This is a genomic window from Zhongshania aquimaris (assembly GCF_019312595.1).
Classification (GTDB): domain Bacteria; phylum Pseudomonadota; class Gammaproteobacteria; order Pseudomonadales; family Spongiibacteraceae; genus Spongiibacter; species Spongiibacter aquimaris.
Genome location: NZ_JAHWDQ010000003.1, coordinates 471,791 through 496,238, shown reverse-complemented (window position 1 = coordinate 496,238; position 24,448 = coordinate 471,791). Strand labels below are relative to the sequence as shown.

General features: G+C 48.4%; 27 protein-coding genes. 16 read left to right on the top strand and 11 right to left on the bottom strand.

Annotation, left to right across the window (positions count from 1 at the left end):
* The first annotated feature begins 214 nt into the window (after nt 1-214).
* Nucleotides 215-667, top strand: coding sequence for a DUF2489 domain-containing protein (locus KXJ70_RS13900; RefSeq protein ID WP_219044109.1), 453 nt, complete (start codon nt 215-217; stop codon nt 665-667).
* Between the two features lie 26 nt (nt 668-693).
* On the opposite strand, the gene KXJ70_RS13895 is transcribed toward KXJ70_RS13900, so the two are convergent.
* The 5 genes from KXJ70_RS13895 to KXJ70_RS13875 form a co-directional block, all read right to left on the bottom strand.
* Nucleotides 694-1,299 (bottom strand): TetR/AcrR family transcriptional regulator, encoded by a 606-nt coding sequence (locus KXJ70_RS13895; protein ID WP_219044108.1) that lies wholly within the window; start codon nt 1,297-1,299, stop codon nt 694-696.
* A gap of 34 nt (nt 1,300-1,333) precedes the next feature.
* Nucleotides 1,334-2,206 (bottom strand): GIDE domain-containing protein, encoded by an 873-nt coding sequence (locus tag KXJ70_RS13890; RefSeq protein WP_219044107.1) that lies wholly within the window; start codon nt 2,204-2,206, stop codon nt 1,334-1,336.
* A gap of 17 nt (nt 2,207-2,223) precedes the next feature.
* Nucleotides 2,224-2,796: a LemA family protein gene (locus KXJ70_RS13885; protein WP_219044106.1), complete on the bottom strand. Its 573-nt coding sequence runs from the start codon at nt 2,794-2,796 to the stop codon at nt 2,224-2,226.
* 65 nt (nt 2,797-2,861) lie between these two features.
* The gene (locus KXJ70_RS13880) at nt 2,862-4,040 is read right to left on the bottom strand and encodes a cytochrome P450 (RefSeq protein ID WP_369409789.1); all 1,179 of its coding nucleotides are present in this window, start codon (nt 4,038-4,040) and stop codon (nt 2,862-2,864) included.
* A 120-nt stretch (nt 4,041-4,160) separates the two neighbouring features.
* Nucleotides 4,161-5,171, bottom strand: coding sequence for a cysteine synthase A (locus KXJ70_RS13875; RefSeq protein WP_219044104.1), 1,011 nt, complete (start codon nt 5,169-5,171; stop codon nt 4,161-4,163).
* A gap of 186 nt (nt 5,172-5,357) precedes the next feature.
* Between KXJ70_RS13875 and KXJ70_RS13870 the strand changes: the two genes are divergently transcribed.
* From KXJ70_RS13870 to KXJ70_RS13860, 3 genes are read left to right on the top strand one after another with little or no spacing between them, the layout of a single operon-like run.
* Complete coding sequence (locus tag KXJ70_RS13870) at nt 5,358-5,762, top strand: DoxX family protein (protein ID WP_219044103.1); 405 nt, start codon at nt 5,358-5,360, stop codon at nt 5,760-5,762.
* 22 nt (nt 5,763-5,784) lie between these two features.
* On the top strand, nt 5,785-6,348 hold the full coding sequence (locus KXJ70_RS13865; RefSeq protein ID WP_219044102.1) for a sigma-70 family RNA polymerase sigma factor: 564 nt from the start codon (nt 5,785-5,787) through the stop codon (nt 6,346-6,348).
* On the top strand, nt 6,345-7,031 hold the full coding sequence (locus KXJ70_RS13860; RefSeq protein WP_219044101.1) for a ChrR family anti-sigma-E factor: 687 nt from the start codon (nt 6,345-6,347) through the stop codon (nt 7,029-7,031). Before KXJ70_RS13865 ends, KXJ70_RS13860 begins: the two co-directional genes overlap by 4 nt.
* 88 nt (nt 7,032-7,119) lie before the next feature.
* On the opposite strand, the gene KXJ70_RS13855 is transcribed toward KXJ70_RS13860, so the two are convergent.
* From KXJ70_RS13855 to KXJ70_RS13835, 5 genes are all read right to left on the bottom strand, one after another.
* Nucleotides 7,120-9,660 carry a TonB-dependent receptor gene (locus tag KXJ70_RS13855; protein ID WP_219044100.1) on the bottom strand — a complete coding sequence of 847 codons (2,541 nt, stop codon included), beginning with the start codon at nt 9,658-9,660 and terminating at the stop codon, nt 7,120-7,122.
* A gap of 288 nt (nt 9,661-9,948) precedes the next feature.
* Nucleotides 9,949-10,704: an esterase/lipase family protein gene (locus tag KXJ70_RS13850; RefSeq protein ID WP_219044099.1), complete on the bottom strand. Its 756-nt coding sequence runs from the start codon at nt 10,702-10,704 to the stop codon at nt 9,949-9,951.
* Nucleotides 10,705-10,784: 80 nt separating this feature from the next.
* Nucleotides 10,785-11,675, bottom strand: coding sequence for a diguanylate cyclase (locus KXJ70_RS13845; protein ID WP_219044098.1), 891 nt, complete (start codon nt 11,673-11,675; stop codon nt 10,785-10,787).
* Between the two features lie 7 nt (nt 11,676-11,682).
* Nucleotides 11,683-12,033: an Hpt domain-containing protein gene (locus KXJ70_RS13840; RefSeq protein WP_219044097.1), complete on the bottom strand. Its 351-nt coding sequence runs from the start codon at nt 12,031-12,033 to the stop codon at nt 11,683-11,685.
* Nucleotides 12,034-12,232: 199 nt separating this feature from the next.
* Nucleotides 12,233-12,391, bottom strand: coding sequence for a hypothetical protein (locus KXJ70_RS13835; RefSeq protein ID WP_219044096.1), 159 nt, complete (start codon nt 12,389-12,391; stop codon nt 12,233-12,235).
* A 213-nt stretch (nt 12,392-12,604) separates the two neighbouring features.
* On the opposite strand from KXJ70_RS13835, the gene KXJ70_RS13830 reads away from it, so the two are divergent.
* The 7 genes from KXJ70_RS13830 (at nt 12,605) to cheD (ending at nt 18,052) form a co-directional block, all read left to right on the top strand.
* Nucleotides 12,605-13,387 carry a sulfite exporter TauE/SafE family protein gene (locus tag KXJ70_RS13830; protein WP_369409788.1) on the top strand — a complete coding sequence of 261 codons (783 nt, stop codon included), beginning with the start codon at nt 12,605-12,607 and terminating at the stop codon, nt 13,385-13,387.
* 153 nt (nt 13,388-13,540) lie between these two features.
* Nucleotides 13,541-13,915: a response regulator gene (locus KXJ70_RS13825; protein ID WP_219044095.1), complete on the top strand. Its 375-nt coding sequence runs from the start codon at nt 13,541-13,543 to the stop codon at nt 13,913-13,915.
* Between the two features lies 1 nt (nt 13,916).
* The gene (locus KXJ70_RS13820; RefSeq protein ID WP_219044094.1) at nt 13,917-15,983 is read left to right on the top strand and encodes a chemotaxis protein CheA; all 2,067 of its coding nucleotides are present in this window, start codon (nt 13,917-13,919) and stop codon (nt 15,981-15,983) included.
* Nucleotides 15,984-16,003: 20 nt separating this feature from the next.
* Nucleotides 16,004-16,507: a chemotaxis protein CheW gene (locus KXJ70_RS13815; RefSeq protein WP_219044093.1), complete on the top strand. Its 504-nt coding sequence runs from the start codon at nt 16,004-16,006 to the stop codon at nt 16,505-16,507.
* 50 nt (nt 16,508-16,557) lie between these two features.
* On the top strand, nt 16,558-16,983 hold the full coding sequence (locus tag KXJ70_RS13810) for an STAS domain-containing protein (protein WP_219044092.1): 426 nt from the start codon (nt 16,558-16,560) through the stop codon (nt 16,981-16,983).
* A gap of 9 nt (nt 16,984-16,992) precedes the next feature.
* The gene (locus tag KXJ70_RS13805) at nt 16,993-17,430 is read left to right on the top strand and encodes a hypothetical protein (protein ID WP_219044091.1); all 438 of its coding nucleotides are present in this window, start codon (nt 16,993-16,995) and stop codon (nt 17,428-17,430) included.
* A 10-nt stretch (nt 17,431-17,440) separates the two neighbouring features.
* Nucleotides 17,441-18,052, top strand: coding sequence for a chemoreceptor glutamine deamidase CheD (gene cheD / locus KXJ70_RS13800; protein ID WP_219044090.1), 612 nt, complete (start codon nt 17,441-17,443; stop codon nt 18,050-18,052).
* 60 nt (nt 18,053-18,112) lie between these two features.
* Here cheD and KXJ70_RS13795 read toward each other — a convergent pair whose 3' ends face one another.
* Nucleotides 18,113-18,964: an HDOD domain-containing protein gene (locus KXJ70_RS13795; RefSeq protein WP_219044089.1), complete on the bottom strand. Its 852-nt coding sequence runs from the start codon at nt 18,962-18,964 to the stop codon at nt 18,113-18,115.
* Between the two features lie 179 nt (nt 18,965-19,143).
* Here KXJ70_RS13795 and KXJ70_RS13790 point away from each other — a divergent pair, with 179 nt between their 5' ends.
* The 5 genes from KXJ70_RS13790 to KXJ70_RS19475 all read left to right on the top strand — a co-directional run bounded on the left by KXJ70_RS13790 (nt 19,144) and on the right by KXJ70_RS19475 (nt 24,392).
* Nucleotides 19,144-19,503 carry a response regulator gene (locus tag KXJ70_RS13790; protein WP_219044088.1) on the top strand — a complete coding sequence of 120 codons (360 nt, stop codon included), beginning with the start codon at nt 19,144-19,146 and terminating at the stop codon, nt 19,501-19,503.
* A 14-nt stretch (nt 19,504-19,517) separates the two neighbouring features.
* Entirely contained in the window at nt 19,518-19,985 is a 468-nt protein-coding gene (locus KXJ70_RS13785) for a hypothetical protein (RefSeq protein ID WP_219044087.1), read from the top strand.
* Nucleotides 19,986-20,021: 36 nt separating this feature from the next.
* The gene (locus KXJ70_RS19595) at nt 20,022-20,420 is read left to right on the top strand and encodes a YbaN family protein (protein ID WP_219044086.1); all 399 of its coding nucleotides are present in this window, start codon (nt 20,022-20,024) and stop codon (nt 20,418-20,420) included.
* A 63-nt stretch (nt 20,421-20,483) separates the two neighbouring features.
* Nucleotides 20,484-21,326, top strand: a complete 843-nt coding sequence (locus tag KXJ70_RS13775) for a CheR family methyltransferase (RefSeq protein ID WP_219044085.1) — start codon at nt 20,484-20,486, stop codon at nt 21,324-21,326.
* 63 nt (nt 21,327-21,389) lie between these two features.
* Complete coding sequence (locus KXJ70_RS19475; RefSeq protein ID WP_219044084.1) at nt 21,390-24,392, top strand: methyl-accepting chemotaxis protein; 3,003 nt, start codon at nt 21,390-21,392, stop codon at nt 24,390-24,392.
* Nucleotides 24,393-24,448: the final 56 nt, after the last annotated feature.

Below are 24,448 nucleotides of genomic sequence, written 5' to 3'. Positions count from 1 at the left end.
CACGTTTCGGGGCCCGAATTATAAGGCAGTGAGGGCTCGGCTACACTACCCGAGGGATGCTTTTCTCTTGCGGTATTTAAAAACCGTCGACAACAGGGCTTAATTGCGGGCTTATTCGCTGTAAACTGCTTTGCTATTTGATGCTCAAGATTGTCGATGGTGATCCAATAACTCGATGGTTTTATGATGCTTACGTGGAGTTTGGGAGTTCGATATGTCTGATTACTGGGTCTGGCTATCTGTTGGCGCACTCATTGTGGCGGTGCTAGCGGTGATTGCCGGTCGCTTGATGTGGCGTTTGCAGCGCCAAACTCGCGCTGAAAACATGGGCTTGCAGCGCGCGCAACAGGAGGCAATGGCAGAACAAGCTGAAGCGCAAGGCGGTATTAATATTCTGGCACGCTGTTATTTGGGCGGCCAACTCGGCGGCAGCGAGCTCGCACTTCGTATTGCGGTGTTGGCGGAGACCGCAAACCTAGACTCGAATTACAATAAGGATACGCTGGTCTTTACTGAGATGGCGGCGGCTCTGGCTCATATACCGACCCATCAAGATTGGAAGCGGTTAAGTGCTGAACAGCGCGCTAAATACGGCGCGGAGATGGCGTTGTTAGAGGGAAAATACAGCGAACAACTGCGAGCCGCCGCGCAAGCGCTTGTGAATTAGTAAGCTTCTCAGCGCCGGAGTCGCACTCACTTTTGGGGGGCCTGGCGCTGCACTAAACTACTTAAGCCATCGACCATATCTTGTTGAAATTGTAGCTGCGCTTCGAGCTGGTCTGGATGCAATGGATCGACACCAAATATGGCTTTATGAAGCGGTGCTAAAGTCACGTAGCCCAGAATCATGCAGTGGAAGGCCATGGCGGTGGGCACGTTGATCCACTCTTTATCAGGATTACTTGCTGGGTCGCTAATGGTGGAAAAGAACTTTCGATACCAGCGGTCACTTAACAGGTCTAGTGTTTCATCCCTCGCAAGGGTTGCGTGCTGGACGATTCGCGCGGTGTTTGGCTTGTTGGCAAGTAGCGACATAACCTGATGAATTTGTTGGCGGGTATCAGCGAAGTCAGCATCGGCTGCCAGTCCGCGAGTCGCGTCCGCAAGTGGCGCAAATAGACGCTGGCAAACCTGCTCATAAATATCGAGTTTATTGTTGAAATGCTTGTAAATACCAGGACTACTAATGCCCACCTGAAGGGCAATTTCGCTGACCGACGTAGCGCCAAAACCCTGTTGGGCAAATAGATCTTCCGCGATATCGAGAATGCGTTCTTTGGTATTGCGGCGGCTAGCCATAATGTTGTCCTATTCTTACTTTTTAGTATGCGTTCTATTGTTGCACAATCAGCCAAGCCAATGCGGTGGCGCTGCCCAAGCTGACTAGCAGCATGCCGACGGCTTGCCAGCGATAGCGTTTGCTCAGCGATTCTGGCTCCGAACTCGCAATGATATAGGGTTGTCGGCGGCTGGGCGAATAGCTAATGGTATGAACCGGGTTTAGTGGTGCCTGTTTGCTGACGTTGCGTTCCGCTTTACGCAGGGCTTCTGCTCTCGCTAATTCCCACTCTTGCAGATCAATTTCCCCGTCACCATTACGATCAAAACGGGCAGTTAGTTTATCGTAATCTTGTTTCCATTCATTAAGAACCTTTGCCATTTCGGCATCGCGGGCGGCGTTTGGATTAGGTGGGTGGCGGGTTTCGAACAGGCCGATGATATATAAAAGGTCGTCAGCGCACAGCATTTCTTCGGTGTAGCGGTAGCGTTTTCCGAATAGGTTCATCCCGCTCGTTCGGCTGGGGTGACGTGAATTGCCATGCCAAGTTCTTTTGCGCTGAGTGCTCACGTCGGCGCGGCTGGGCATGACATAACAGTCGCCGCTGCCGTCGTTCAAAGTGAAGGCCTGTGTGCTGGTGTGTTTCTCAATGCTGCGCCAGCTACTGTTTTTGCCAGAGGATTCATAGCGTTCGATATTGTAGCGAAACCACAGGCAGGGTGTTTTGCTAAGACCACTTAATAGCAGCGGCTCTGGACCTATCTTTGCAAAGCCAATCAGCTCAACATAGCCCTGGTGGGCCGAGCGAATTTTAGAGGTGGGGGTATCTTCAATAATTCTGGCAGCCATTAGGCTTTTGATACTGGCGATGGCACTGACGAGAGCGATAATCCCGCAAATCGTCAGTGCTAAATAGTCTATTTCCATCTTGAGCGCGTCTAAGGCTAGCTAAATAAAGATTTTACATCGACATCGCTTAATTCTTCTTTTCTAAATTGCAGCAAGTCAAAGGCGCCAAAGCGAAACCAGCGGGCAACAATCACATCGGGAAATTGCTCAATACGGACGTTGTTGTTATTTACAGCCTCATTATAAACCTCACGACGATCAGCGATGGCATTTTCCAGCGCAGAGATCCGGTTTTGCAAGGCGGTGAAAGTACTGTCCGCTTTTAGTTCTGGATAATTTTCTGCCAGTGCAAATAATTGCCCCATCGACGTGCGCAATCCGGTTTCGGCTTGCCCTAGGGCCTTTATGTCATGGCTGGACTGGGCGTCAGCTACTTGCTGTCTGGCGGCAATGACCTTGGTGAGGGTGTCCTGCTCGTGGCGCATATACTGTTTGCAGGTTTCGATCAGTTTGGGTAATTCGTCGTGGCGCTGTTTAAGGAGTACATCGATATTCGCCAGATGCTTGGCAACATTGTGTTTGAGGTTGACTAGGCCATTATACAGCGTGACCAAATACACAATGCCAAATCCGAGTATGCAGAGGAAGACTATAAATCCGATTTCCATGTCGCGATTCCTTATTAGTGTGTGGTACTGAGTAATCAGCCATTGATCTTAGTACAAAGTTAATTTCAGGTATCAAAGCGGATACGCATGTTTTTGATACCGTTAACGAAATAGGAGCGAATATAGGCAATTTCGCCCTGCAAGCTTGGGTTGCGCAGTCTGGTGATAATTTCTTCGAACATAACCTGCAGTTCAAGTCTCGCCAGATGGGAGCCGATACAAAAGTGCTGGCCGATACCGAAAGAGCGCAGTTGCTGGCCAAGTTTTGGCATGCGCTCGCTGCGGCGGACATCGAAGCGCATGGCATCCTCACCGAAAACCGCTTCGGAGTGATTCACCGCGTGATAGTGAAGAATGACCTTGTCGCCAGCGCGGAGCTGCTGGCCACCAAGCTCAATGTCTTCGGTTGCGGTTCGGCGCATTTGAATAAAGGCCGTGTTGTAACGCAGTATCTCATCGATGGCATCGACTATTTTGTCAGGGTTTTGAACAAGGAATTCTAACTGGTCGGGGTGCTCCATTAACAAGCGCATCCCCTGTGATATTACTGTGCGGGTCGATTCATTGCCGCCGACAAGAATAAGTATGAACATCCACGCGAAATCTTCTTCGGTAATCGGCTCGCCATCTACATTGCCGTCGAGTAGTGCACCGGTAATATTGTTCATGGGTTGTTGACGGTGTTGGGCTGCCAGCGCGAGTGCGTAATTAATACATTCGCCGGCGGCGATTTGGCCATCTTCAATGCTGGTTGCCATGTCAGGATCGTCGGCAAACATCATGGTATTTGTCCACTCGAAGAATTGATTGCGGTCTTCTAGGGGAACGCCGAGTAATTCTAAGATGGCGATCAGGGGAAGTTCGGCGGCAACTTCTTCGACAAACTCACATTCACCGCGGAGCACAATGCGGTCAATAATCTGCTTTGCGTGTGCTCTAAATGCCGGTTCGTAGGAGTTTACCCGCTTTGGTGTGAACGCTTCACGCACGATACGTCGCACTTTCTGATGACGCGGCGGATCCATATTAATGATGGTGTGACAGTGAATAAAATCAACTTCGTCCTGGGGGATCTCCATGGGGAAAGCAGTTCGCTTCGCGGAGGAGAAGAGTGCGGGATTTTTACTGACAAAATCTAATTCTTGCTGACCGACTACCGCCCAGTAGGGAACGTCGGTCAGCGGGTCCTCTATTTTCACAACCGGGCCGTGTTGGCGTATGTCCTTAAGGCTCTTATAGGGCATACCTTGTGCGTACGTGTCTGGGTTTAACAAGTTAGCAAAGGGACATTGCGACATAGAATAGATAGCTCTTTGACAATAGGGAGTGTCGTTTAGCTGCTGTAACCGCAGCCTTGCGGGTGTCTAATTTCGCATCCAGTCGGGCGCTGGCAGCCCCATATTTTCTAGAAAAACGGGATTGAATAATTTGCTTTTATAGCGGTCACCATAATCGCAAAGGATCGTCACTATGGTGTGGCCGGGACCAAGCTTGCGCGCAAGTTTTACCGCTCCGGCGATATTGATTGCCGATGAGCCGCCTAGGCAGAGCCCTTCGTGGCGGAGCATATCGAAAATATATGGCAGCGCTTCTGCATCACTAATTTCAAATGCCTCGTCGACTGATGCTCGTCGCAGATTGTCGGTGACCAAGCTGATACCTATGCCTTCGGCTATGGAGCGGCCTTCGCTGCGGAGTTCACCATTGGTAAAGTAGTTGTATAGCGACGAACCCATTGGGTCGGCAATGCCGATAGTGACGTCAGGCTTGTGTGCTTTCAGGGCTCGGCTGACACCGGCAAGTGTGCCGCCGGTGCCTACCGCGCATATAAAACCGTCAATTTGGCCGCCGGTTTGCTCCCAAATTTCTTGGCCGGTGGTGGTCTCGTGAATGTCACAATTCGCGATATTGTCAAATTGACGAGCCCACACCGCGCCGTGGGGTTCGGTCTCATTTAAGCTTTCGGCAAGACGTCGCGCCGTGTGAATATAGTGATTGGGGTCGCTGTAACTGGTGGCTGCAACGAGACGCAGGTCGGCGCCGTATAAGTCGAGTAATTCTATTTTCTCGCGGCTTTGGCTATGGGGCATAACCACCACGCTGCGATAGCCCAGGGCGTTGGCAATTAAGCTTAGGCCGATGCCAGTGTTGCCGGCTGTTCCTTCCACAATGGTTCCGCCGGGGCGCAATGTGCCTTTTTTTTCTGCATCGCGGATAATGCCCAGCGCGGTGCGGTCTTTCACGGAACCGCCGGGGTTGAGAAATTCTGCTTTACCTAGAATGGTACAGCCGGTGAGTTCAGACACTTGTTTCAGATGCAGCAAGGGGGTGTTGCCGATGAGGTCGGGCATTGATTTAGCGCTAGGCAAAAGCATGTTTTTCTCCGTATTTTTCAACCCTAATGGTATAGCTGGTAGCGGATGGCAGCAATGCTAATTATCTGTCTGACTGTGCTAATCTTGTTCGCGCGTGACGATAATGACAATTGCACGGGTTTTCTTAGTGAAAGTCTCTGAGTAATCGTCGTTAGCGAATGCTCGGGGCGCGGTTAGGGGTTGTTTATGTTAAAAATAATAATTCGGGGTTTAGTTTGCGCGGTGTTTTCTTTCGGCGGCGTGGCACATTTTGTCTTTGCAGAAGATTTTGCGGGTATTGTGCCTCCCTTGTTGCCGTGGCCCTTAGCAATTGTTTGGGCAACAGGTATTATGGAGTTCGGCTTGGTACTCGGTATTTTAATGCCCAAATTGCGGGTATTAACGGGTAAATTAGCCGCCATTTATTGCTTGTTAGTGCTGCCAGCTAATATTTATCAAGCGATGAACGACGTGCCAATATTTGGAGCACACGTCACGCCGGAACTACTTTTTTTGCGTATTCCACTGCAATTTGTATTGATAGCCGCGATCTTATGGTCTACCAATGATAGTGATAGAAGAGTGATCCAAAAGTCTACCGGGGCCGTATAGGCGCCGAATTAAGGGGTTTTCAATGGCAGAGATTGCCACCGAGCAGGAACGCAGTGGCGAGTTTTGGGCCGATTGTATGGCTCGCATTGCAGAAAGTCGTGATAAAGACAGTTTTATGTTGTTGTTTGACCATTTCTCGCCCCGAGTGAATGCGTATTTATTGGGGCAGGGGGCGGCGGCGTCGATAGCGGAAGATCTCGCGCAGGAGGCGATGCTGGCGCTATGGAATAAGGCTCACCTTTACCATAGAGACAAGGCAGCAGTTAGCACCTGGTTATTTAGGGTGGCCAGAAATCTATGGATCGACAAATTACGTAAGCAGAGAGGCATAGCTTATGAGTCCGACGATAACTTAGAGGAGACTGTTGATGCCGATGTTCGCTTGAATGCGGACGGTGAACGCCTGAAAGCGGTGCTAGATACCTTGCCAGTCAATCAGGCTCAGGTAGTTTATAAATCGTATTATGAAGGCAAAAGTCACAGTGAAATTGCGGAAGAAACAGGAATGCCTCTAGGTAGTGTGAAGTCGAGTTTACGGCTGGCGATTAAAGCTTTCCGTCAGTATTTTGGAGAAAATGGCGTATGAGCCAGATAGAACACCACCCTCAAGATGATACTTTGTTTAGTTACGCCGCAGGTTCCCTGCCGGCGGCGCTAGCCTTGGTAGTAGGGTGCCATTTACAGGTTTGTTCGACGTGTCGGTCGCAAGTGCGCTCAGGCGAAAGCTTGGGTGGTGAGTTAATGACAGCGCTTGCACCTAAAACGCTGTCTGATCGTGCTAGAGCGAATGTTTTGCAACGTTTAGATATGCAGCAATCTCAGTCTGATTGCGAGAAGGTGAGTGTTGGATCGGAAGCTATTGTTAGTCCGATCGCGCCAGTTACAGGTGCTATGCCGTCATTGCTACAGAAAATTTTGAAAGAGCAGGATTTTGACGCCTTACCTTGGAAGAAAACGATTGCGCCTGGCTTAAAACAAATTGTTATCGATTGCGGCGAAGGGCAGGCACGCCTCTTGCGAATTACCGCCGGTCAAAAAATGCCGGTGCATAGCCATCGTGGTAGTGAACTGACACTGATTCTCAGTGGTGGCTACAGCGATACGCTCGGTCAATTTAATGCCGGTGACGTAGCTGACCTGGACGGCAGTATTGAGCATCAGCCTTTGGCAGACGACGATATGGATTGTATCTGCCTAGCTGGGATGGATGCACCACTGCTATTTAAAGGTTGGCTGGCGAAGTTAATTCAGCCGTTTGTCGGTATGTAATAGCGGGCATGTATTCGGTGCTTTAAACGCGAGAAAGACGTTAAAAACAAAAAAGGCAGCCTAAGCTGCCTTTTTTATTGTCCCGCGCTTAGTACTGATAAATAACATCAACACCATAACTTCTTGGGTCGCCCCAAATAACGGTTCTGTCGCTGTGGGGGAGGTTGTCAACGGCGGTAATTTCAAACTCCTCGTCAGCTAGGTTTTTACCCCATAGACCGACATAAAGCGTGCCGTATTTACTGACTGGGATTTCGCTGAAGCTAATACGGCCATTGATTAAGCCGTAGTCGCCGATATAGGTGTTTACCGCATTGCTGCTTCTTACACCGCCGCGGCGCCTATCCATGAAATTGTAACTTAGATTGACGGCTAATTGCCCCCAATCGTACTGGCCGACCGTATAGTCTGCTGCAGCGGTATACGAATTTCCCGGGGAAGAATAAAAGCCGAAAGAATCGGTAACGTCGTTGCCGAACTCGTCTATCGCTTTTGTCACTTCCGCGTCTAGGAATGCGTAATTGAGCATCAGCATCAGGTTTTCGGTAGCGAGGAAGGTGATATCGGTTTCCAGGCCGCGCATTTCTGCTTCGCCGGCGTTGGTGACTTTGGTGTCCGCCACGGTGCCGCCTAGAATAAAGTTGAGCTGAATATCCGTGTATTCACTGAAGAATATATTGGCGTTTATCCGCAGGCGACGATCCATTAATTCGCTTTTAATACCGGCTTCTAAAGAGGCAACGCGCTCCTCGTCAAATCCGTCGGCAAAGCCGAAACCATAGACATTGCCATCACCCGCAGCGACGGCAGTGTCATCACCTTTGCCAGGTGTGCCTGGCGCAAAACCGGTACTACCGCGCTGTGGATCACGGGTGTTAAAGCCGCCAGATTTATATGCCTGAACAAATTTACCGTAGATGTTAACGTCGTCAGTCAGGTCAAACTCACCAATAAAACTGAATGAGGTATCGTCAAAGTCTTTTTGGCCAAGCACATTATCAAAACTGCGATCGCCTGGGAGTAAAAATCCGGCTTGAGCAAGTACGGGCGACAGTGGACCGAGGTCTTCGGTGTCAATGGCAAGATCTAGGCTCCGGACTTCAATATAGGTTTTGTCAGTTTGATTTTTCAGCGCTTCGCGTGAGTCTTCCGAGTAGCGCGCACCTAGTGTTAAGTGCATGCGTTTATCAAATATATCTGGAGTCCAAGTAAATTGACCGAAGATCGCCTTGGCTTCATTTTTGATATCGTAGCGCTGGGACAGCATATTCATTAAATGCACGTCCCCAGCACCGATAAGGACGCCACCCAAAATCTCGCCCAAAACTGGAATTGGTATAATACCGTCGCTGATTTTTGCGCTAAATTGATGGTGAAGCGGTGAGTTGTTCTCGGTAGCCTCTTCTTCGAAATAATAAGCGCCAACAATGTAGTCTAAGCTATTGTCAAATAGTGAACCGCTGAGCTGAAATTCGTGGGAAAACTGCTCCTGGGTAATAACGGGGATTACCAAAGGTAGGCAGTCGGAACCGGTTTCCGCCGCTACTGATGGACCACAGTATTCATGTGAATCAACGCGATAATCTTCTGAGCCAAGACCGCCGCCCAAATCGGCGTAGGAGGCGTCTCGTAGCTCTCGGTAGGCGCCAATATACTTGAACTGCGTATTTTCAAAGTCTTTGGTCAGAATAAATGAGTGGCCTTCAATTTCAGTGGTGGATGCCTCAAAATTTCTCGCTGTGGCCATACTGCTGAATCTATCGGGACTGTGTTTAGATTCACTTACTGCGAACTCGCGAATCGGCTCTGCTTGACCTTTGTTCTGTATCGCCGGATTAATCGACTGATACATATAGTTGTAATATTCAAAGTCTGAATTGTCGTAGGCGTAGTCGAGGGACATGCTACTGCTGATATCCCAGCGCAGATCTATTCGGTAGCCAGACACTTCTTTGTCGCCAAAGTCACCGCCTGGGCCGGTGTTTTCGATAAAACCATCTGACTGGGTGGTGAGATATGCCACTTTGGCTGCGAGGGTATCGCCTAGCGGGATATTGGCCGAGGTTTTAGAGGTAAATAGGCCGCGATTACCCACAGTGAATTTTTGCTTGAATTCAAAGGCATCGGTAGTGGGGCGCTTGGTAATTAAGTTGATGGCACCGCCAGTGGTGTTGCGCCCGTACAGGGTTCCTTGTGGTCCCCGCAATACTTCTATTCGCTGTAGTTCGGCAACGTCTAGCGCGGTGCCGGTAGAGCGAGCGATATAAACACCGTCGACATAAATGCCCACTGGTGGATCTTGGGTGACCTGTACATCGGCAATACCAATACCCCGGATAAATATACGCAAGGTGGCATTGTTAATGGGGAAGGGTTCGATCGTTAAGCTTGGTACTTTCGAACCGATATCGCCAAGGTTGCTGATACCGTCGATTTCGAGTCGCTCTTCACCAAAAGCGGTAAGCGATATGGGGGTATCCTGTAGTGATTCTGCTTTCTTTTGGGCGGTAACAATCACTTCCTCTAGGGCGTAACCCGATTTTTTTACCTCGGTTTGGGAAAAAGCTGGGCTACTCATTGAGACGGTGAATGCACACAGTCCTGATACTATCGGCGTTAATTTTTTCACGTAAGAGCTCCGTTTCGGGTCTTTATTGTTATTAATGCAGTGCATTAGTTAAAGCATATTAACCATTAAATCGCAACGCAGGCATAATCCGCTTGAAGTAGTTTTTCTTCGATACTATCCGCGGTAGCAGTTGGCACGGCGTCTGCGTTCTGAAAATGAGACTATTAACGTTTGTTAATGTTTGGGCTGCGTTATTATTACTGTTAAACATTACGCATAATTGAATGATTATTGCCCTTGATTCACTTTATGCAATTTATAGGCGGTAGGGTGTTGTGCTGATCACGACTACGCCTTGCTACAGTATAGCTCCGGTTTTGCTAAAATTTCGGCGACAACGCGATAAACTTTGGGATTGATAGCAAAGCCGATATGGCTTGATTGAACCGCAATATTGCAGGTGTTTGCAGCGCTTAATTTCGCTATTTGGGGCGAGACAATGCCATCGACCGGGCTGTAAATAGCGGTTGTGGGTACCTCGCGGCTTCCGTTGCTACTTGTTGACCACGCGTCTGTATCTTGCGACTCGTCAGATTTTGTGCCGCGATTTAAGCGCTTTAATACATTCCAGGCTGCGGTGCCGCGAGGATCTCCATAGGGAGTGCCCAGGGTAATCACTTGTCTTATTAGGTTTGGATGTTTCTGGGCGAGCAAGTTTGCGTAATTGCCACCTAGGCTCCACCCGACCAAACTGACCTTTTGGCCGGTCGCATTGTGTACGTTGCAGATTTTGTCGTGCAGGCGCTCGAGTATTTCTGTTTGAAAGTTGTTCATTTCCTCCAAGCTGGTGATACGTGTCGGCGGTATGTTTCTACCCAGTCCCCAGCCGTAGGTGGCGTATCCTCGACTTTGTAGAAAATATCGCAGTGGTGCCATGCAGCCGTCGGCGCCACCATAGCCGGGAAGGGTCAAGACGGGATGGCCGTCGCCTTTTGGGGTGTTTTTCAGTGAGGTGCCGCCGAGGGCGAGCATTGAAAGCTCGGCACTGGCGCGCCAGAGCTCACTGAGTGAAAGTAAAAGTGGGGGTGGGGCTATTGTGTCCACGGTGCCGTTTTCCGCTGTAATTTTTTATTTTACGTGTTTTATCATTTACGGATGTTGAGTGGCGCTATTATTAAGGCGAATTAATCTGAGCTTACTATCCGGTTTCGCCCGGTTTGTTTAGCGGTATATAGTGCTTTATCCGCTCGTTCAAAGAACGCACTCTGATTCGCATCGCGATTGCGATCAAATTCCGCAATACCGATACTCACCGTTAAATCTATTTTTCTGTCGTCGCCGAGAATCGTTGGCTGGAACTGGATTGCCGATCGAATTCGCTCGGCGACACCCCAGGCTTCATTTTGGTCGGTGGCGGGTAGGAGTACCACAAACTCTTCGCCACCGTAGCGACCGACTTGATCGTACTCTCTAAGATTGATGTTTAAAATATTGACCACATGCTTTAGAGCGTTATCCCCTGCGGCGTGACCGTAGGTATCATTGACGGCTTTGAAATGGTCTATATCTATTACCATTAGTGAAAATATGCTGTGCTTTCGTGTTGATTCGGCAATGCTGTTGGCAAATAGCTCGTCGATCATGCGCCGGTTCCAGCACTGGGTGAGTGCGTCCCGCGATGCCAGCTGGTTGAGGGTTTGTTCTAGGCGAACAATACGGCTGCCTGCGGCGATCCGTACTTTTAAAACGCGGTGATCAAAAGGCTTGCTCAGGAAGTCGTCTGCCCCGGCCTCCATGGCTTCAATAATCGCCTCGTTGCCTTCTTTGCCGGTCAGCATAAGGATGTAAAAAAATTGGCCGTCTTCTCGCTCGCGGATGTGCTTACATAAATCTGGGCCACTCATCCCGGGCATTGACCAGTCGATGATGAGTAAGTGAGGTGTGGTTTCGGTGGCAAGTTTTTCTAGAGCCTGATCGGCGTTTTCTGCAACAACAGGTATAAAGCCCCATTCCTCTAAGGCAGAGCAGAGCGCAAAGCGGGTTACTGCGTCATCGTCGACAATTAATACATCCATGGATTGTCTATATTCCTGCCATCTCTTTAAGGTCTACAACCAGTGTTTCTAAATCTAATTTAGCCTTCTCCCACTGACTCAGCCATTCGTTTAGGTGGATTACAGGGGCGGTCATGCCGCTGGCTGAGGCTTCAAGTTGCGAAAACTCTTTGTAGTACTCGCTGTTCACGAAGTTTCCCAAGGCGCTTTTTAAGCGATGTATCGCCTTTGCTATGCTTTGCCGATCGTTTTGCTGGTACGCAGTGTCAACTGCTTTGATCATATCAGGAAGTTCGTTGAGAAACAGTTGTGATATTGATTTAAGTAATTTGCTGTTGTTTCGAGTAATCTCGTTCACCCGATGGTGGTCGATTATCATATCATCCTCATGTTCGCTGCTTCGCTCATGCATCAATCGCGGTCAAGCAGACTTTCTGCCTAGCTGTAGCGCGATAATACACGTTTTGCTGCGCATGATTACTAGGATGAGATGGTTTTTTACTTTTGATAAACCGAAAGGGCCATGCCGAAGCCCAAGTGCAATTTACAGCTGCCATGGGCTTGATGCAGCGCTGAGCTTAGTTGCTTAGCGCGGTAGCGCTGAGTATTAAGGCAATGACGAGTGCAATAGCCGGTAATGTGCCCATGCTAAGTTGACTTGCTGCACCGGAGGCGCCAATTAGAACGACATTGGCAGCGACCGGAATGCCTATGCTGATTGCCTTAGAATTTGTCATTGTGACCTCCTTTTATTAGATAAAGAGAAGTATTATTACGTGTTAGAAAATGACTAAATGATAGGTGGTAGTATAGACAAGCCATTTTGAGTTTCGATGCGAAGTTGTACTTATCTGGATGCGTGTTATGCATATTTGTACGGTATTCTGCGCCATTGGATCTTAGCTGTACTGGCGAGCTATCACTGAGTTTTAGTTCAACGGAGTTGGCAGGTGTTTGAGTTAAATTCAGGCTATGCTGTAAGCCCCATCTTTGCGGCCATGCTAGTGTTTGTAGGACTTATTGCCGGAATTATCAACACCCTTGCCGGAGGTGGGTCTAATTTAACATTGCCAGCCTTGATGCTGATGGGCTTGCCGGCGGACGTCGCCAATGCAACAAATCGCCTAGGCGTGCTCGCTCAATCGGTAACAGGTGCCAAGGACTTTGATCGGCATGGCCAGCTCGTACGTCACGACCTTCTAGGTATTTTAAAGCCAACCCTGTTGGGGTCCTTGCTAGGTGCTGTTGTCGCTGCTTTCGCACCCAGCGAATGGTTAAAGCCGGCATTGCTATTTGCGATGGTATCGATGGCGTTGGTCATTTTAATTCGTCCGAATGTAGTTGCTCCACCGCTAGGTACCCCGGCTTTATCGATGGCGGATTCGCCTAATGCCAAATGGACACTCTTCTTTGCCGGAGTTTACGGCGGCTTTGTTCAAGCAGGGGTAGGTTTTATTCTTATCGCCGCGCTTGCCGGTAGCTTGCGTTATGACCTTGTTAAAACCAACGCTATAAAAATGGTCTGCACTGCGGCGTTAACGGTTGCTGCGCTGGCGGTTTTTATCTGGCAAGGGTTGGTGGCGTGGCTTCCTGGCCTGATACTCGCTTTGGGTACCGTGGTGGGCGCAAAAATAGGTGTCCGTATAGCAATTAAGGCGAGTCCCAAAGGCCTTAAATGGTTTTTATTCATCATGACGCTTGTCGCTAGTGCCGCAGCTTTGCTGAAGGATTGACCGCAACGGTCAGTACAATTACGAATATCTAGTCGAGCACTGAATTAGTCTACTGCGATCATAAGATCTGTCTGTCATGCGGCCTTTGCAAACACCGGCTGCTTAGCGTGATTGCAATTTAAGCCCAACAGAATAAGAGGGTGTGACTTATTTATGGCCAGCATACTTGCGGTTGACGATTCTCCATCCATGCGCCAATTGGTGTCAATGACGCTGCGTAAGGCGGGCCATGATGTCCATTCAGCTGAAGACGGCACCGATGCTTTGTCCTTTGCTAAGGAACATGGGGTAGATGTTGTTCTAACCGATGTCCATATGCCCAAAATGGATGGTATTACCCTGACAGCTGAGTTACGGCGCCTGCCATCATACCGCTTTACACCAATTCTGGTGCTGACAACCGAATCTGCGCAGGAAATGAAAATGCGTGGTAAAGACGCGGGGGCGACCGGCTGGATTGTGAAGCCGTTTGATGCTGAAGCACTGCTGCGCATCCTTGATCGTGTCCTAGAACCGAAAAGGAACTGATATGTCCCTCGACCTTGATATGGCGGAAATTCATGCGATTTTCTTTGAGGAAAGCGCAGAGGGTGTTGATGTAATGGAGTCGGGTTTACTAAATCTGACACCTGAAAATACCGACATAGAAACCATTAATAATATATTTCGAGCCGCTCACTCAATGAAGGGCGGTGCAGCCACTTTCGGCTTCCTCAATATTTCAAGTTTTACTCATGGTGTAGAGACTATTCTCGATGAGATGCGCTCGGGGCAGCGCGATGCGACTGAAGAGGTTATCGAGGTTTTACTGGCATCCGTTGATTGTATTCGCGATATGCTCGCGGCGAGTCAAAACCAGACTGAGGCGGATCAAGGGAATATCGATTCTGTTCAGCAAAAGATCGATGCATTATTAAATAATAAGGCGCCGGCCGGGATTAAATCTCAGCCTGTTAAAAAGCCTGTGTCTGCCTCGTCTGCAGTGCCTTCGCGGGGTTGGAAAATTCACTACGCGCCAGAGTCAAATATATTTAAAACCGGCAATGAGCCTAAACGTTTGCTGCGGGAATTAGCCGCCATGGGAGATATGTCAATTGTGTCTTCCCTAGGCGATGACGCTGATTTTGATAGCATGGATCCGGAATCGTGCTACACCAGCTGGGACATAGAGCTGCGTGGCGATATAGAAAAGGCGGCTGTCGTAGATGTCTTTGAGTGGGTTAGCAATCAAAGTGAAATTCGCATTGAGGCTTTACAGAAAGAAGACGCGGACGTGCCCGAAAATAAGTTGGCGGAATCCACTGAGCAAACCGATGCGCCGAGCGCACAAGTTGTTGCGGCGCCGAAGCAAGCCGCTACTCAGTCAGCTCCTAAAGACAGTGGGTCGATTCGAGTTAGCATCGATAAAATAGACATGTTACTTAATCTCGTCGGCGAACTTGTGATCACTCAGTCGATGCTTGCTCGTTTTGGCGATAAAGAAAATGCTGGCGGCGACGCGCAGGGCTTACGCGATGGTTTGCTGGTGCTTGAACGCCACACCCGTGAGTTACAAGAAAGTGCAATGCAAATTCGAATGCTGCCTATTGGTGCCAGCTTTAGCCGTTTTAAGCGCTTGGTGCGTGATATGAGTACTAAGCTAGGCAAAAAAGTAGAGTTGAAGTTGTCGGGTGAGAACACCGAGCTTGATAAAACCGTATTAGAAAAAATGAGTGATCCACTAGTGCATTTAGTGCGAAATTCCCTTGATCATGGCATTGAAATGCCAGCTGATAGAATCGCGGCGGGTAAGCCAGAAACAGGCGTCTTACACCTAAGTGCCTACCATGAAGGCGGTAATATCGTCATTAAAGTAAGTGACGATGGCGCGGGGTTGAATCGCAGTAAAATTCTGCAAAAAGCGATCGAGCGCGGGATTGTCGCGGCTGGTGAAGTGCTAAGCGATGATCAAATTAATAACCTGATATTTCAACCTGGCTTTTCGACCGCGGATCAGGTCAGCGACTTGTCTGGGCGTGGTGTCGGTATGGATGTGGTGCGCCGTAATATTTTAGATTTAGGCGGCCGAATAGATTTGCAATCAACACTGGGGCAGGGCTCTACGCTAAAGATTCGACTGCCGTTGACCCTGGCGATTTTGGATGGGCAATTGGTGCGGGTAGGCGACCAAGTTTACATCTTCTCGCTGCTATCGATAGTTGAGACCGTACTCGTTTCAAAGGGGCAAATCAGCAAGGTTGTGGGTACTGGCAATGTCTACCGTTTGCGAGACGATTATATTCCCGTCATCAGGCTGCATGAAGCATTCAATATGTCATCTGAAACCCTCTTTAGTGATTCCGAAGAGAAAAAGGGCGAGTTGCTCGTTGTAGTCGAGAGCGATGGCAAGAAAATGGGCTTGTTCGTTGATGAGCTAATGGAACAGCAGCAGGTAGTGATTAAAAGTTTAGAAGAAAATTATTTGCCTGTAAAAGGCCTTGCCGGAGCCACTATTCTCGGTGATGGCAATGTTGCGCTAATTATTGATGTGCCGGGTTTAGTGCACAGCATAGATATGCGCCAGCTAGAGAATGCACCGCAATCAAGTGCGGCTTGATGACAAGCGAGGAAATGTAAATGAGTACTGAGAACTTACAGCTATCTCCTGCAGACATGCTTCACGCAGACACAAACCAATATCTTACGTTTATGCTAAATGGTGAAGAATACGGTGTGGAAATTCTTCGCGTACAGGGTATTCAAGGGTGGGATACCGTCACTCCCATACCGAGTTCGCCTAGCTATGTGCTCGGCGTGATGAATTTGCGTGGCGCGATCGTGCCAATTATTGACCTGCGTAAACGTTTTGCAATGCAATCAATTGAGTTTGGCCCTACCACAGTGATTATTGTCGTCCGTGTAGAGAATGCGGATAAGGCGCGCACCATTGGCATGGTCGTCGATGCGGTGTCAGAAGTTTATCGCGTTGACGAGCAAACCGTTCAGGCGATGCCGGACTTCGGTGGAAATGTGCGCGCAGATTTTATCAAGGGCTTATCGACGGTAGATGACAAGATGCTGATTTTGTTGGATATCGACAAACTCCTGACAATAAAGGATGTCACCGTCGCTGCAGCGTAGTTTGATTTTCTAAACGCGCGTGTTGGCATCGAATGTATTAAAGGGGATGTATGACAGACTCTGCTGAATTTGTAATTTTGCTTGATGAACCGAACTCGGAGAAAGTCAGTCCGAAATCAAATGAATTTGTTTATTTGCTTGATAACGAAGCGGTCGCAGACGACGGTGCGGAGCTTGAAAAAGCCAGCTCTCACTTAGCTTTGCCCACATTTTCTACCGTAGACGGCGTAGTGGCGTTATATCAAGACTTGGCAGAATTGGCTGCGAGTAGTGAATCTTCGATTGTCGTAGATGCATCGGCGGTAACGGATGCAGATACTGCCGTGTTGCAATTGCTGGCGGTATTTGTTGCTAATTCCGAACGCAGCGGTAGATCGGTAACGTGGTATAAGCCGTCTTCCTATTTTTGTGAGCTAGCTGAACAGTTGGACTACGCGAAATACTTAAAATTAGACTCTGCGGTCGCATCCCTTTAGGGGGAATCTATGAGAGTCGTCAAGCTAAATAATCGCGATACGTCGCCAAAACCTTTACTCGGAGTTCTTTCCCTGCAAGTAGAGGCCGCTGTTGTCGAGGCCAGCGTCGATATAGACGGCATGATGGCCAAGTTTGGCGACTTAAATGCGCAGTTAAATTCCCTTGTGAGTGCAGGTCAGCTTGACGATGATGCCGGAGCAAAGCTGGAAAATACGCTTGGTGAGATGGTCGTTCACATGCAGTGCTTTGATCTGCTTGCCCAGAAATTGTCCCATGTTCAGCAAGCGTTGGCATTGCTAGAGGCGGAAATACCCTCAGATGTTTGCAGAGACCTAAGTCGCAAGCTAGATGAAAAAGTGAAAGGTTTGTACTCCTGCGCAGATGAATTAAAAATTCATGTCGGTGCTGACGTTGAAGCATCGTGCGCCTCGCCCGAGCTGTTTTAGGGGTGAGTCTGTGCCGCATACCATAACCGCAGTAAACGCCAAATACCCTGACATTCAACGGCATTGGGATGGTACTCACAGTGTTTATGCGGCGAGGGTGTTACCTGGGCAATACTACGTGTCCGACAGTGAAGATGAAATGATCACCACCGTTTTAGGCTCATGTATTTCGGCGTGTATACGGGAGCGAGTTCTTAAGCTAGGCGGCATGAATCATTTTATGCTTCCCGAAGGTGATTCGAAAATGGACGGTATGGCTGCCCGTTATGGCGCTTATGCTATGGAACACTTGATCAACGATATCCTTAAAGTAGGCGGGCGACGGGAAAATCTCGAAGTCAAAATCTTCGGTGGTGGCCGAATGATGCGAGGTTTAAGTGATGTTGGCGGAAAGAATATTGCCTTCGTTCGCGCCTTTCTTGAGTTGGAAGGAATTGCAATCGTGGCGGAAGATGTTGGTCTGGAGTTCTCGAGAAAAATTAACTACTTTCCGACTACCGGCAGGGTGCTTGTTAAACGTTTGCGTTCACTACACGCCAATATGGTTATTCATGAAGAAGAAGTATACGGGCGTAAACTGCATGACAAGCCAGTATCGAATGATATTGAGCTATTCGATTGATCGGAAATAGTGTAAGTGCTGCAACGTCTCAAGCGAGATGACGAGGTAGCTAAGATAAATTCAATGACTAGTAAATATATTGAGCAAGTCGCTAACTTCTTCGTTGATTCCGTCTAATAACGCGGGAATATGATCGCTGTTGAGTTTTAATTGCGTCCACGCGCTTGCTTCAATGTCTGGCGCATCGTCAAGGCTGCTGCTTTTAAGCTCAGCGAGTACCGCTAGACTGTTTGCAATGTGAACGATCATCACAAGATCAGGGGTAGGTTGGATCTTGTTGGGCTCGTGATGCGCAAATAGACATTGCTGAAGCGATAACGGCAGCTTCCAGCGCATTGCTAATTCTAGGCCGACATTGCTGTGATCGTAGCCGAGCACCTGCTTCTCACTGATGTAAGTGCTTAGTCCATCGAAGTCGGAAATGGATTTAGAGAGAAATTCCTCCGATTCTTCGGCTAAACGGCTAAAAATAATAAGTTGGCCAATGTCGTGCAGTAATCCGGCAGTGAATGCAGCACCTGCATCGACTCCCTTGCACAGTTTTGCAATACGTTTGGCAATCGACGCGCAATATAGCGAATGCTGCCAAAAGTCTTCAATTGTGATTAGGTCATTGCTAAGACCATTGAAGGATCTGGCAACCTCGATACCTAGCACAAGTTCGTTTATTTGGCGGTAGCCTAGGCGCGAAACAGCGCGAGACACCGTGTTTATCTCCACGCCAGTATTCATGGCCGCACTATTTGATATGCGCAGTACCGCGGCGGTTAAGGCGGGGTCGCGCTCAATAATTTCAGTGACGGTTTTACTTGAGTTGTCACCATTGCTCAGTGCGCTATTTAGAGCGATAGCAACATCGGGGAATGATATTAATGAGGTGGTTTTAGCCACCAATTCGTGCGCATTGGACATGATAATTTTGCTCAGTATTTAAATGTCATATAGCGGCCATCTTTATACAACTATTTATTCATATAGATTCGGCTTACTTGAATCGTTACTCAATAAGTATCATCACTAATAGGGGAGTTGTAATACTTGTGATGAACTACTCACAATTCTCGTAATCTGCTTAAAAGGAAAATGGAAATATGAATATTATGGTTGTTGATGACAGCGCTGCGATGCGTAACATGATCATACGCACATTACGGCAAGCAGGGTTTGGCGGCAACGATATTTCTCAAGCAGAGGATGGCCTTGTGGCACTCGAGTCAATTAAGAAGAGCGTACCTGATTTGGTGCTGGCTGATTGGAATATGCCAAATATGACGGGAATTGAATTGTTAGAGGCTATGAACGAAGAAGGAATTAAAACGAAGTTCGGTTTTATAACAACAGAAGCAACAGCTGATATGCGAGCAAAAGCGTCAGCGGGTGGAGCAAAATTCCTTATCTCCAAGCCTTTCTCAGTGGAATCCTTTGAGAAGGTTCTTAGCGCTATTATGTAATCGGAAATAATAATATGACTAAAAGATTCGTCGTACCAAGCACTGAAAGTGTCGCTGATATGTTGTCGATGTTATATGGCAATGATGTAGAGGCAACAGAGGTGCCAGATAAAACTATTTCCGGTGCATTTGCGGCTAGCTTTGTTTGCGATGACGGCGATCTTGTCGCCGTATGCGTCTGTGACCCGGCTTTTGTTGCGTACTCAGGAGCGGCGCTATCGATGATGCCGGTTGGCGGTGCTGAAGATATGCTGGAGAGTGGCGAATTTACTAAAACGTCTGTCGATAACTTTTATGAAGTTATCAACGTGTGCTCTCGTTTACTTATGTCAGATTCCTCTGCCCACTTGAAGCTGGATAAGGTTTATAGGCCCGAGGATGCGGCCGCAGTTGTAGGTGGGTTTAGCGCCAGGGTAACTGTCGGATTTAAACTAAAAATACCACGATACGGTGTTGGTAAAATGATATTCAGTATTGTTTAAGTAATTAACAACATCAATACATTTGGATTATGCCGTATGAGGATGTACACGCTACTGGGGTTTGCATTTATTACGCTGGGCGCAGTTGGCGCTGTATTGCCTTTGCTGCCAACGACACCTTTTATACTGCTGGCGGCGGCTTGTTTTTCACGGTCTTCCGAGAGATGGCATAACTGGCTGCTAGGTAATAAGTTCTTTGGTCCTTGTATACATCGTTGGGAGAGCCAGCGCTGCGTTAACTGTAAGACCAAGATTTTTTCCCTAGTTTCGATGGCCATAATGGGTGGCGCTTCTCTGGGCTTTGCGAACCACGGAATTGTTTTTAAAAGCGCCGCTGCAGCGCTTATGCTGGTTGGTGCGTTGTGCATTATTAGAATTAATACCTGTGTGACCTCAACAGAGTTTTCTAAATCAAACAAAAATGCAGTTGTGTAGCGGAAGATTTAGTGATGCAAATTACGAGTTATGCCTTATGAACTTTTATGGGTGGGATAATAATTGAATGTTGGTGTAGAAGTTGTAGACCAAAGATTCGAATTTCCTTTTCAAAATGAGCATTTTGAAAAGCTGCGCGGTCTCGTCTTTGAGCATACCGGTATTACACTTGGGAATGAGAAAAAGCAGTTAACTTACAGTCGGTATTCTAAACGACTGCGAGCTTTAGGTATCACGGATTTTAATGATTACATCGATATTATTCGTTCCGGCGATGAATCTGAAATCCCAATGTTCGTGAGCGCAATTACCACAAACTTCACCAGTTTTTTCCGCGAGAATCATCATTTTGAATTTTTGGTAGAAGAAGTGGCCCGCTTGCTAAAGACAAAACAGTCAATTCGAATATGGTCGGCAGGCTGCTCAAGCGGTGAAGAACCCTATTCAATGGCTATGTCACTGCTTCATGCAATACCTGGGGTAGAAACAGCCGATGTTAGGATATTAGCCACGGATCTGGACACTGAGATACTGGCGAAAGCTGCTCGTGGCGTCTACACCGATGAGCGTTTTGATGGCGCGGATAAACAAATAATAAGCCCTTGGATTAAGCGCGGCCGCGGCGACAACACCGGCTTAGTGTTGATGCATCCGGCGGTGCGAAAGATGATTACTTACCGACAGCTTAATCTTTTGGGGCCTTGGCCGATGAAGTCTCCATTCGACATAATTTTTTGTCGCAACGTAGTTATTTATTTCAGTAAAGATGTTCAGAAGACCTTATTCAACCGGTTTTCGGCAAATCAACAAAAAGGCGCAAAGCTGATGATTGGTCATTCCGAGAATTTGGCGGGTGTCTGTGATTCTTACCGCCTAATTGGCAGGACCATCTACGAAAAAATGTAGATAGATGTAAATTTTTTGGGACGCGAGCGCGAAAGCGAAAGCGGCCAGTACCGGAGATTGGCAATGGAAACAAAAATAAAGGCAACTACCAAGGGGCGGAATTCAGCAGTAGCGACTAAGCCGGCTGTGAAGGCGCGTGTTCAGCGCAAGGCGCCCGCAAAGGCCAAGGTTGTTGCTAAGGCACCGGCGGCAAAATCTGGGCTGGCGTTGCAAAAGCAGCTTAATCAGTGGTTGGCACTGATAGGCGGTATAAACACCGCAATAATGCTAGTTGATAAAGATTTTGTTGTTACATTCGCGAATAAAGCGGCCGTTAATCTGATGGCAACGCATGCCGATGAAATCCAGTCTGTGTATGTTCGCTTCAATTCTGAAAGCCTCACAGGGCTCTCTGTCAACAGCTTGCTTTCTAATGACCCGAGCTACCAAACCGAAAATTTGAGTGATAATTCCAGTGAAGCGCAGTTACTGGACGTTGCCATTGGTGCCTTGATTTTCAGTATTCGCTCAAGCGCACTATGCGATGACGCAGGGAATCAGGTTGGCAGCGTTTTAGAGTGGTCTAATGTGACCGAACAGCGCGTGAAAGATGAATGTGTTGTGCGCTTGCAGACTTCCATTGATAGGGCAATGACCGCGATTATGATGATCGATCGCGATCTAGTCGTTACCTATGTCAACGATGCCACTCGGAAGCTGCTGGCGGGATATAGCGATGAGCTTCGCGCCGAGTACCCAGGGTTTGATGTCGAAAATATTATTGGCACCTGTATTGATATATTTCATAAAGATCCGGCGCATCAGCGCGGTTTATTAAGCGATCCAGCCAATCTGCCGCATTCAGCAGATATCAAGGTGGGGCGTTTGATTTTTAATATTAATGTGACTTCACAAATAGGCACCGACGGCACTTATATAGGCAATACCTTAGAGTGGCTGGATGTGACTGAGACCCGCGCGAAGGAAACTGAGGTAGCGAGGTTACAAACCGCCGTTGGCAGCGCAATGACCGCAATTATGATGGTAGATCGAGATTTGACGGTAACCTATGTCAATGAATCGACGAAGTCTCTGTTGGGGCGTCATCGCGATGCCATGGCCGCTGTCTATCCCGGATTTGATGTCGATAATATCGTGGGCACGTGCATCGATATTTTCCATAAAAATTCCGCCCACCAGCGTGGTATGTTGAGCGATCCGTCTAATCTGCCACATTCGGTAGATATCAATGTCGGTAAACTGATTTTTAATATTAATGTGACCGCGCAAGTTGATACCCGCGGTACTTATATTGGTAATACGCTTGAGTGGCTCGACGTGACAGAGCAGCGTGCCAAAGAGATTGAAATAGCGTGTCTGCAGTCGGCGGTTAACGGCGCGGAAGCTAATTTAATGATGTGTGATGCGGATTTGAATATCACTTACGCTAATCCAGCGGTTATTCAAATGTTGAGGAATCGAGAAGATGTTTTACGAGCGCGATTCCCCAGTTTTTCAGTTGATAACCTCGTCGGTCAATCGATAGATCAGTTCCACAAACATCCTGGCCATCAACGCGGTCTTCTTGCCAATGTTAGCGATTTACCCGCTCGCGCAGAAATTAAAATTGCCGATCTTGAGTTTGAGGTAAATGCCACTGCCATTCTCGGCGCCAACGGCGAGTATATGGGGAATATGGTCGAGTGGAAGGACATTACCGAGCAGAAAGACGCCGAGCGCCAAATAGCGTCACTGATAGAAGCTGCCTCACAAGGCGAACTTGACAAGCGTCTATCTGCCGAGCGCTATCAAGGTTTTATGCGTCGTTTGAGTGTGTCGGTAAATGGCCTAATGGATGCCATCGTCAGCGAGCAAAGCAACGCAGAGAAGCAAATCAATGAGCTGTTGGACAGCGCTATTGCCGGCAAGCTTGATAGCCGAATTAACGACAAAGAGACAGTCGGGTTTTTGCAGCGCTTGGCGATCAGCTTGAATCGTTTGATGGATGCTGTTGCCGCGCCGCTTGATGAAAGTGCCAGAGTGATGGCGGCCTTGTCAGAGGGCGATTTAGTTCAAGTAATGAACGGTGAGTACCATGGCCAATTTGCAGAGATGCAAGACGCCTTGAATCTGTCGGTCACTAATTTGCGAGATATGGTGACACAAATTCGCGAGGCGGCAACAGGGATCCAAAGTTCAGCATCAGAAATTGCCCAAGGCAACTTAGATCTGTCAAATAGAACAGAGGCGCAAGCGGCTTCTTTGGAAGAAACCGCATCAAGTGTGGAAGAGTTTACCGCGACCGTTAAACAAAACGCGGAGAACGCGTCACAGGCGAATAATCTCGCGGCGAGTGCCCGTGGTCAGGCAGAAAAAGGCGGCGAGGTGGTTGGTCGTGCCGTGAGCGCAATGCGCGAGATTAATTCTTCGTCCAAACGCATATCTGACATCATTGGTGTGATCGACGAAATCGCCTTCCAGACCAACTTGCTCGCTTTAAACGCAGCAGTAGAAGCGGCACGGGCTGGGGAGCAGGGCAGAGGCTTTGCGGTTGTCGCGTCTGAAGTACGAAATTTGGCACAGCGCAGTGCGCAAGCGGCTAAAGAGATAAAAACCCTGATTAAAGATAGCGTTGAGAAAGTTGATGAGGGTACCAAGCTTATCGATGAGTCGGGTTCTACCCTTGGCGAGATCGTGAGCAGTGTTAAAAAAGTGTCGGATATCATTGCCGAGATTGCGCTTGCGAGCCAAGAGCAATCTTCAGGTATCGAGCAGGTGAACAAAGCGATTGCAGAGATGGACAAAGTGACGCAGGAAAATGCGGCACTCGTTGAGCAGGCGGCGGCGGCTAGCCAATCGATGGACACCTTGTCGCGCGGTCTGGCAGATCAAATGACATACTTTAAAACGTCTGACAACGATGTTTCGCCGGTGATTTCAAAGTCTGCGCTAGCAAGCAAGCCTGTCGAAAGTCGCGGCGGTGATGTACATCGGATGGTGCCACGGACTAAGCCTGCACCAGCCAAATTGCCACCAGTTCGTAAAATGGCAAGCAATGACCATAGTGATGATTGGGAAGAATTTTAAGTACTAGTCAGTAGCAGCGTAGCCAGACAAAGTGGGGTCGCTGCTGCCTTTGTGCT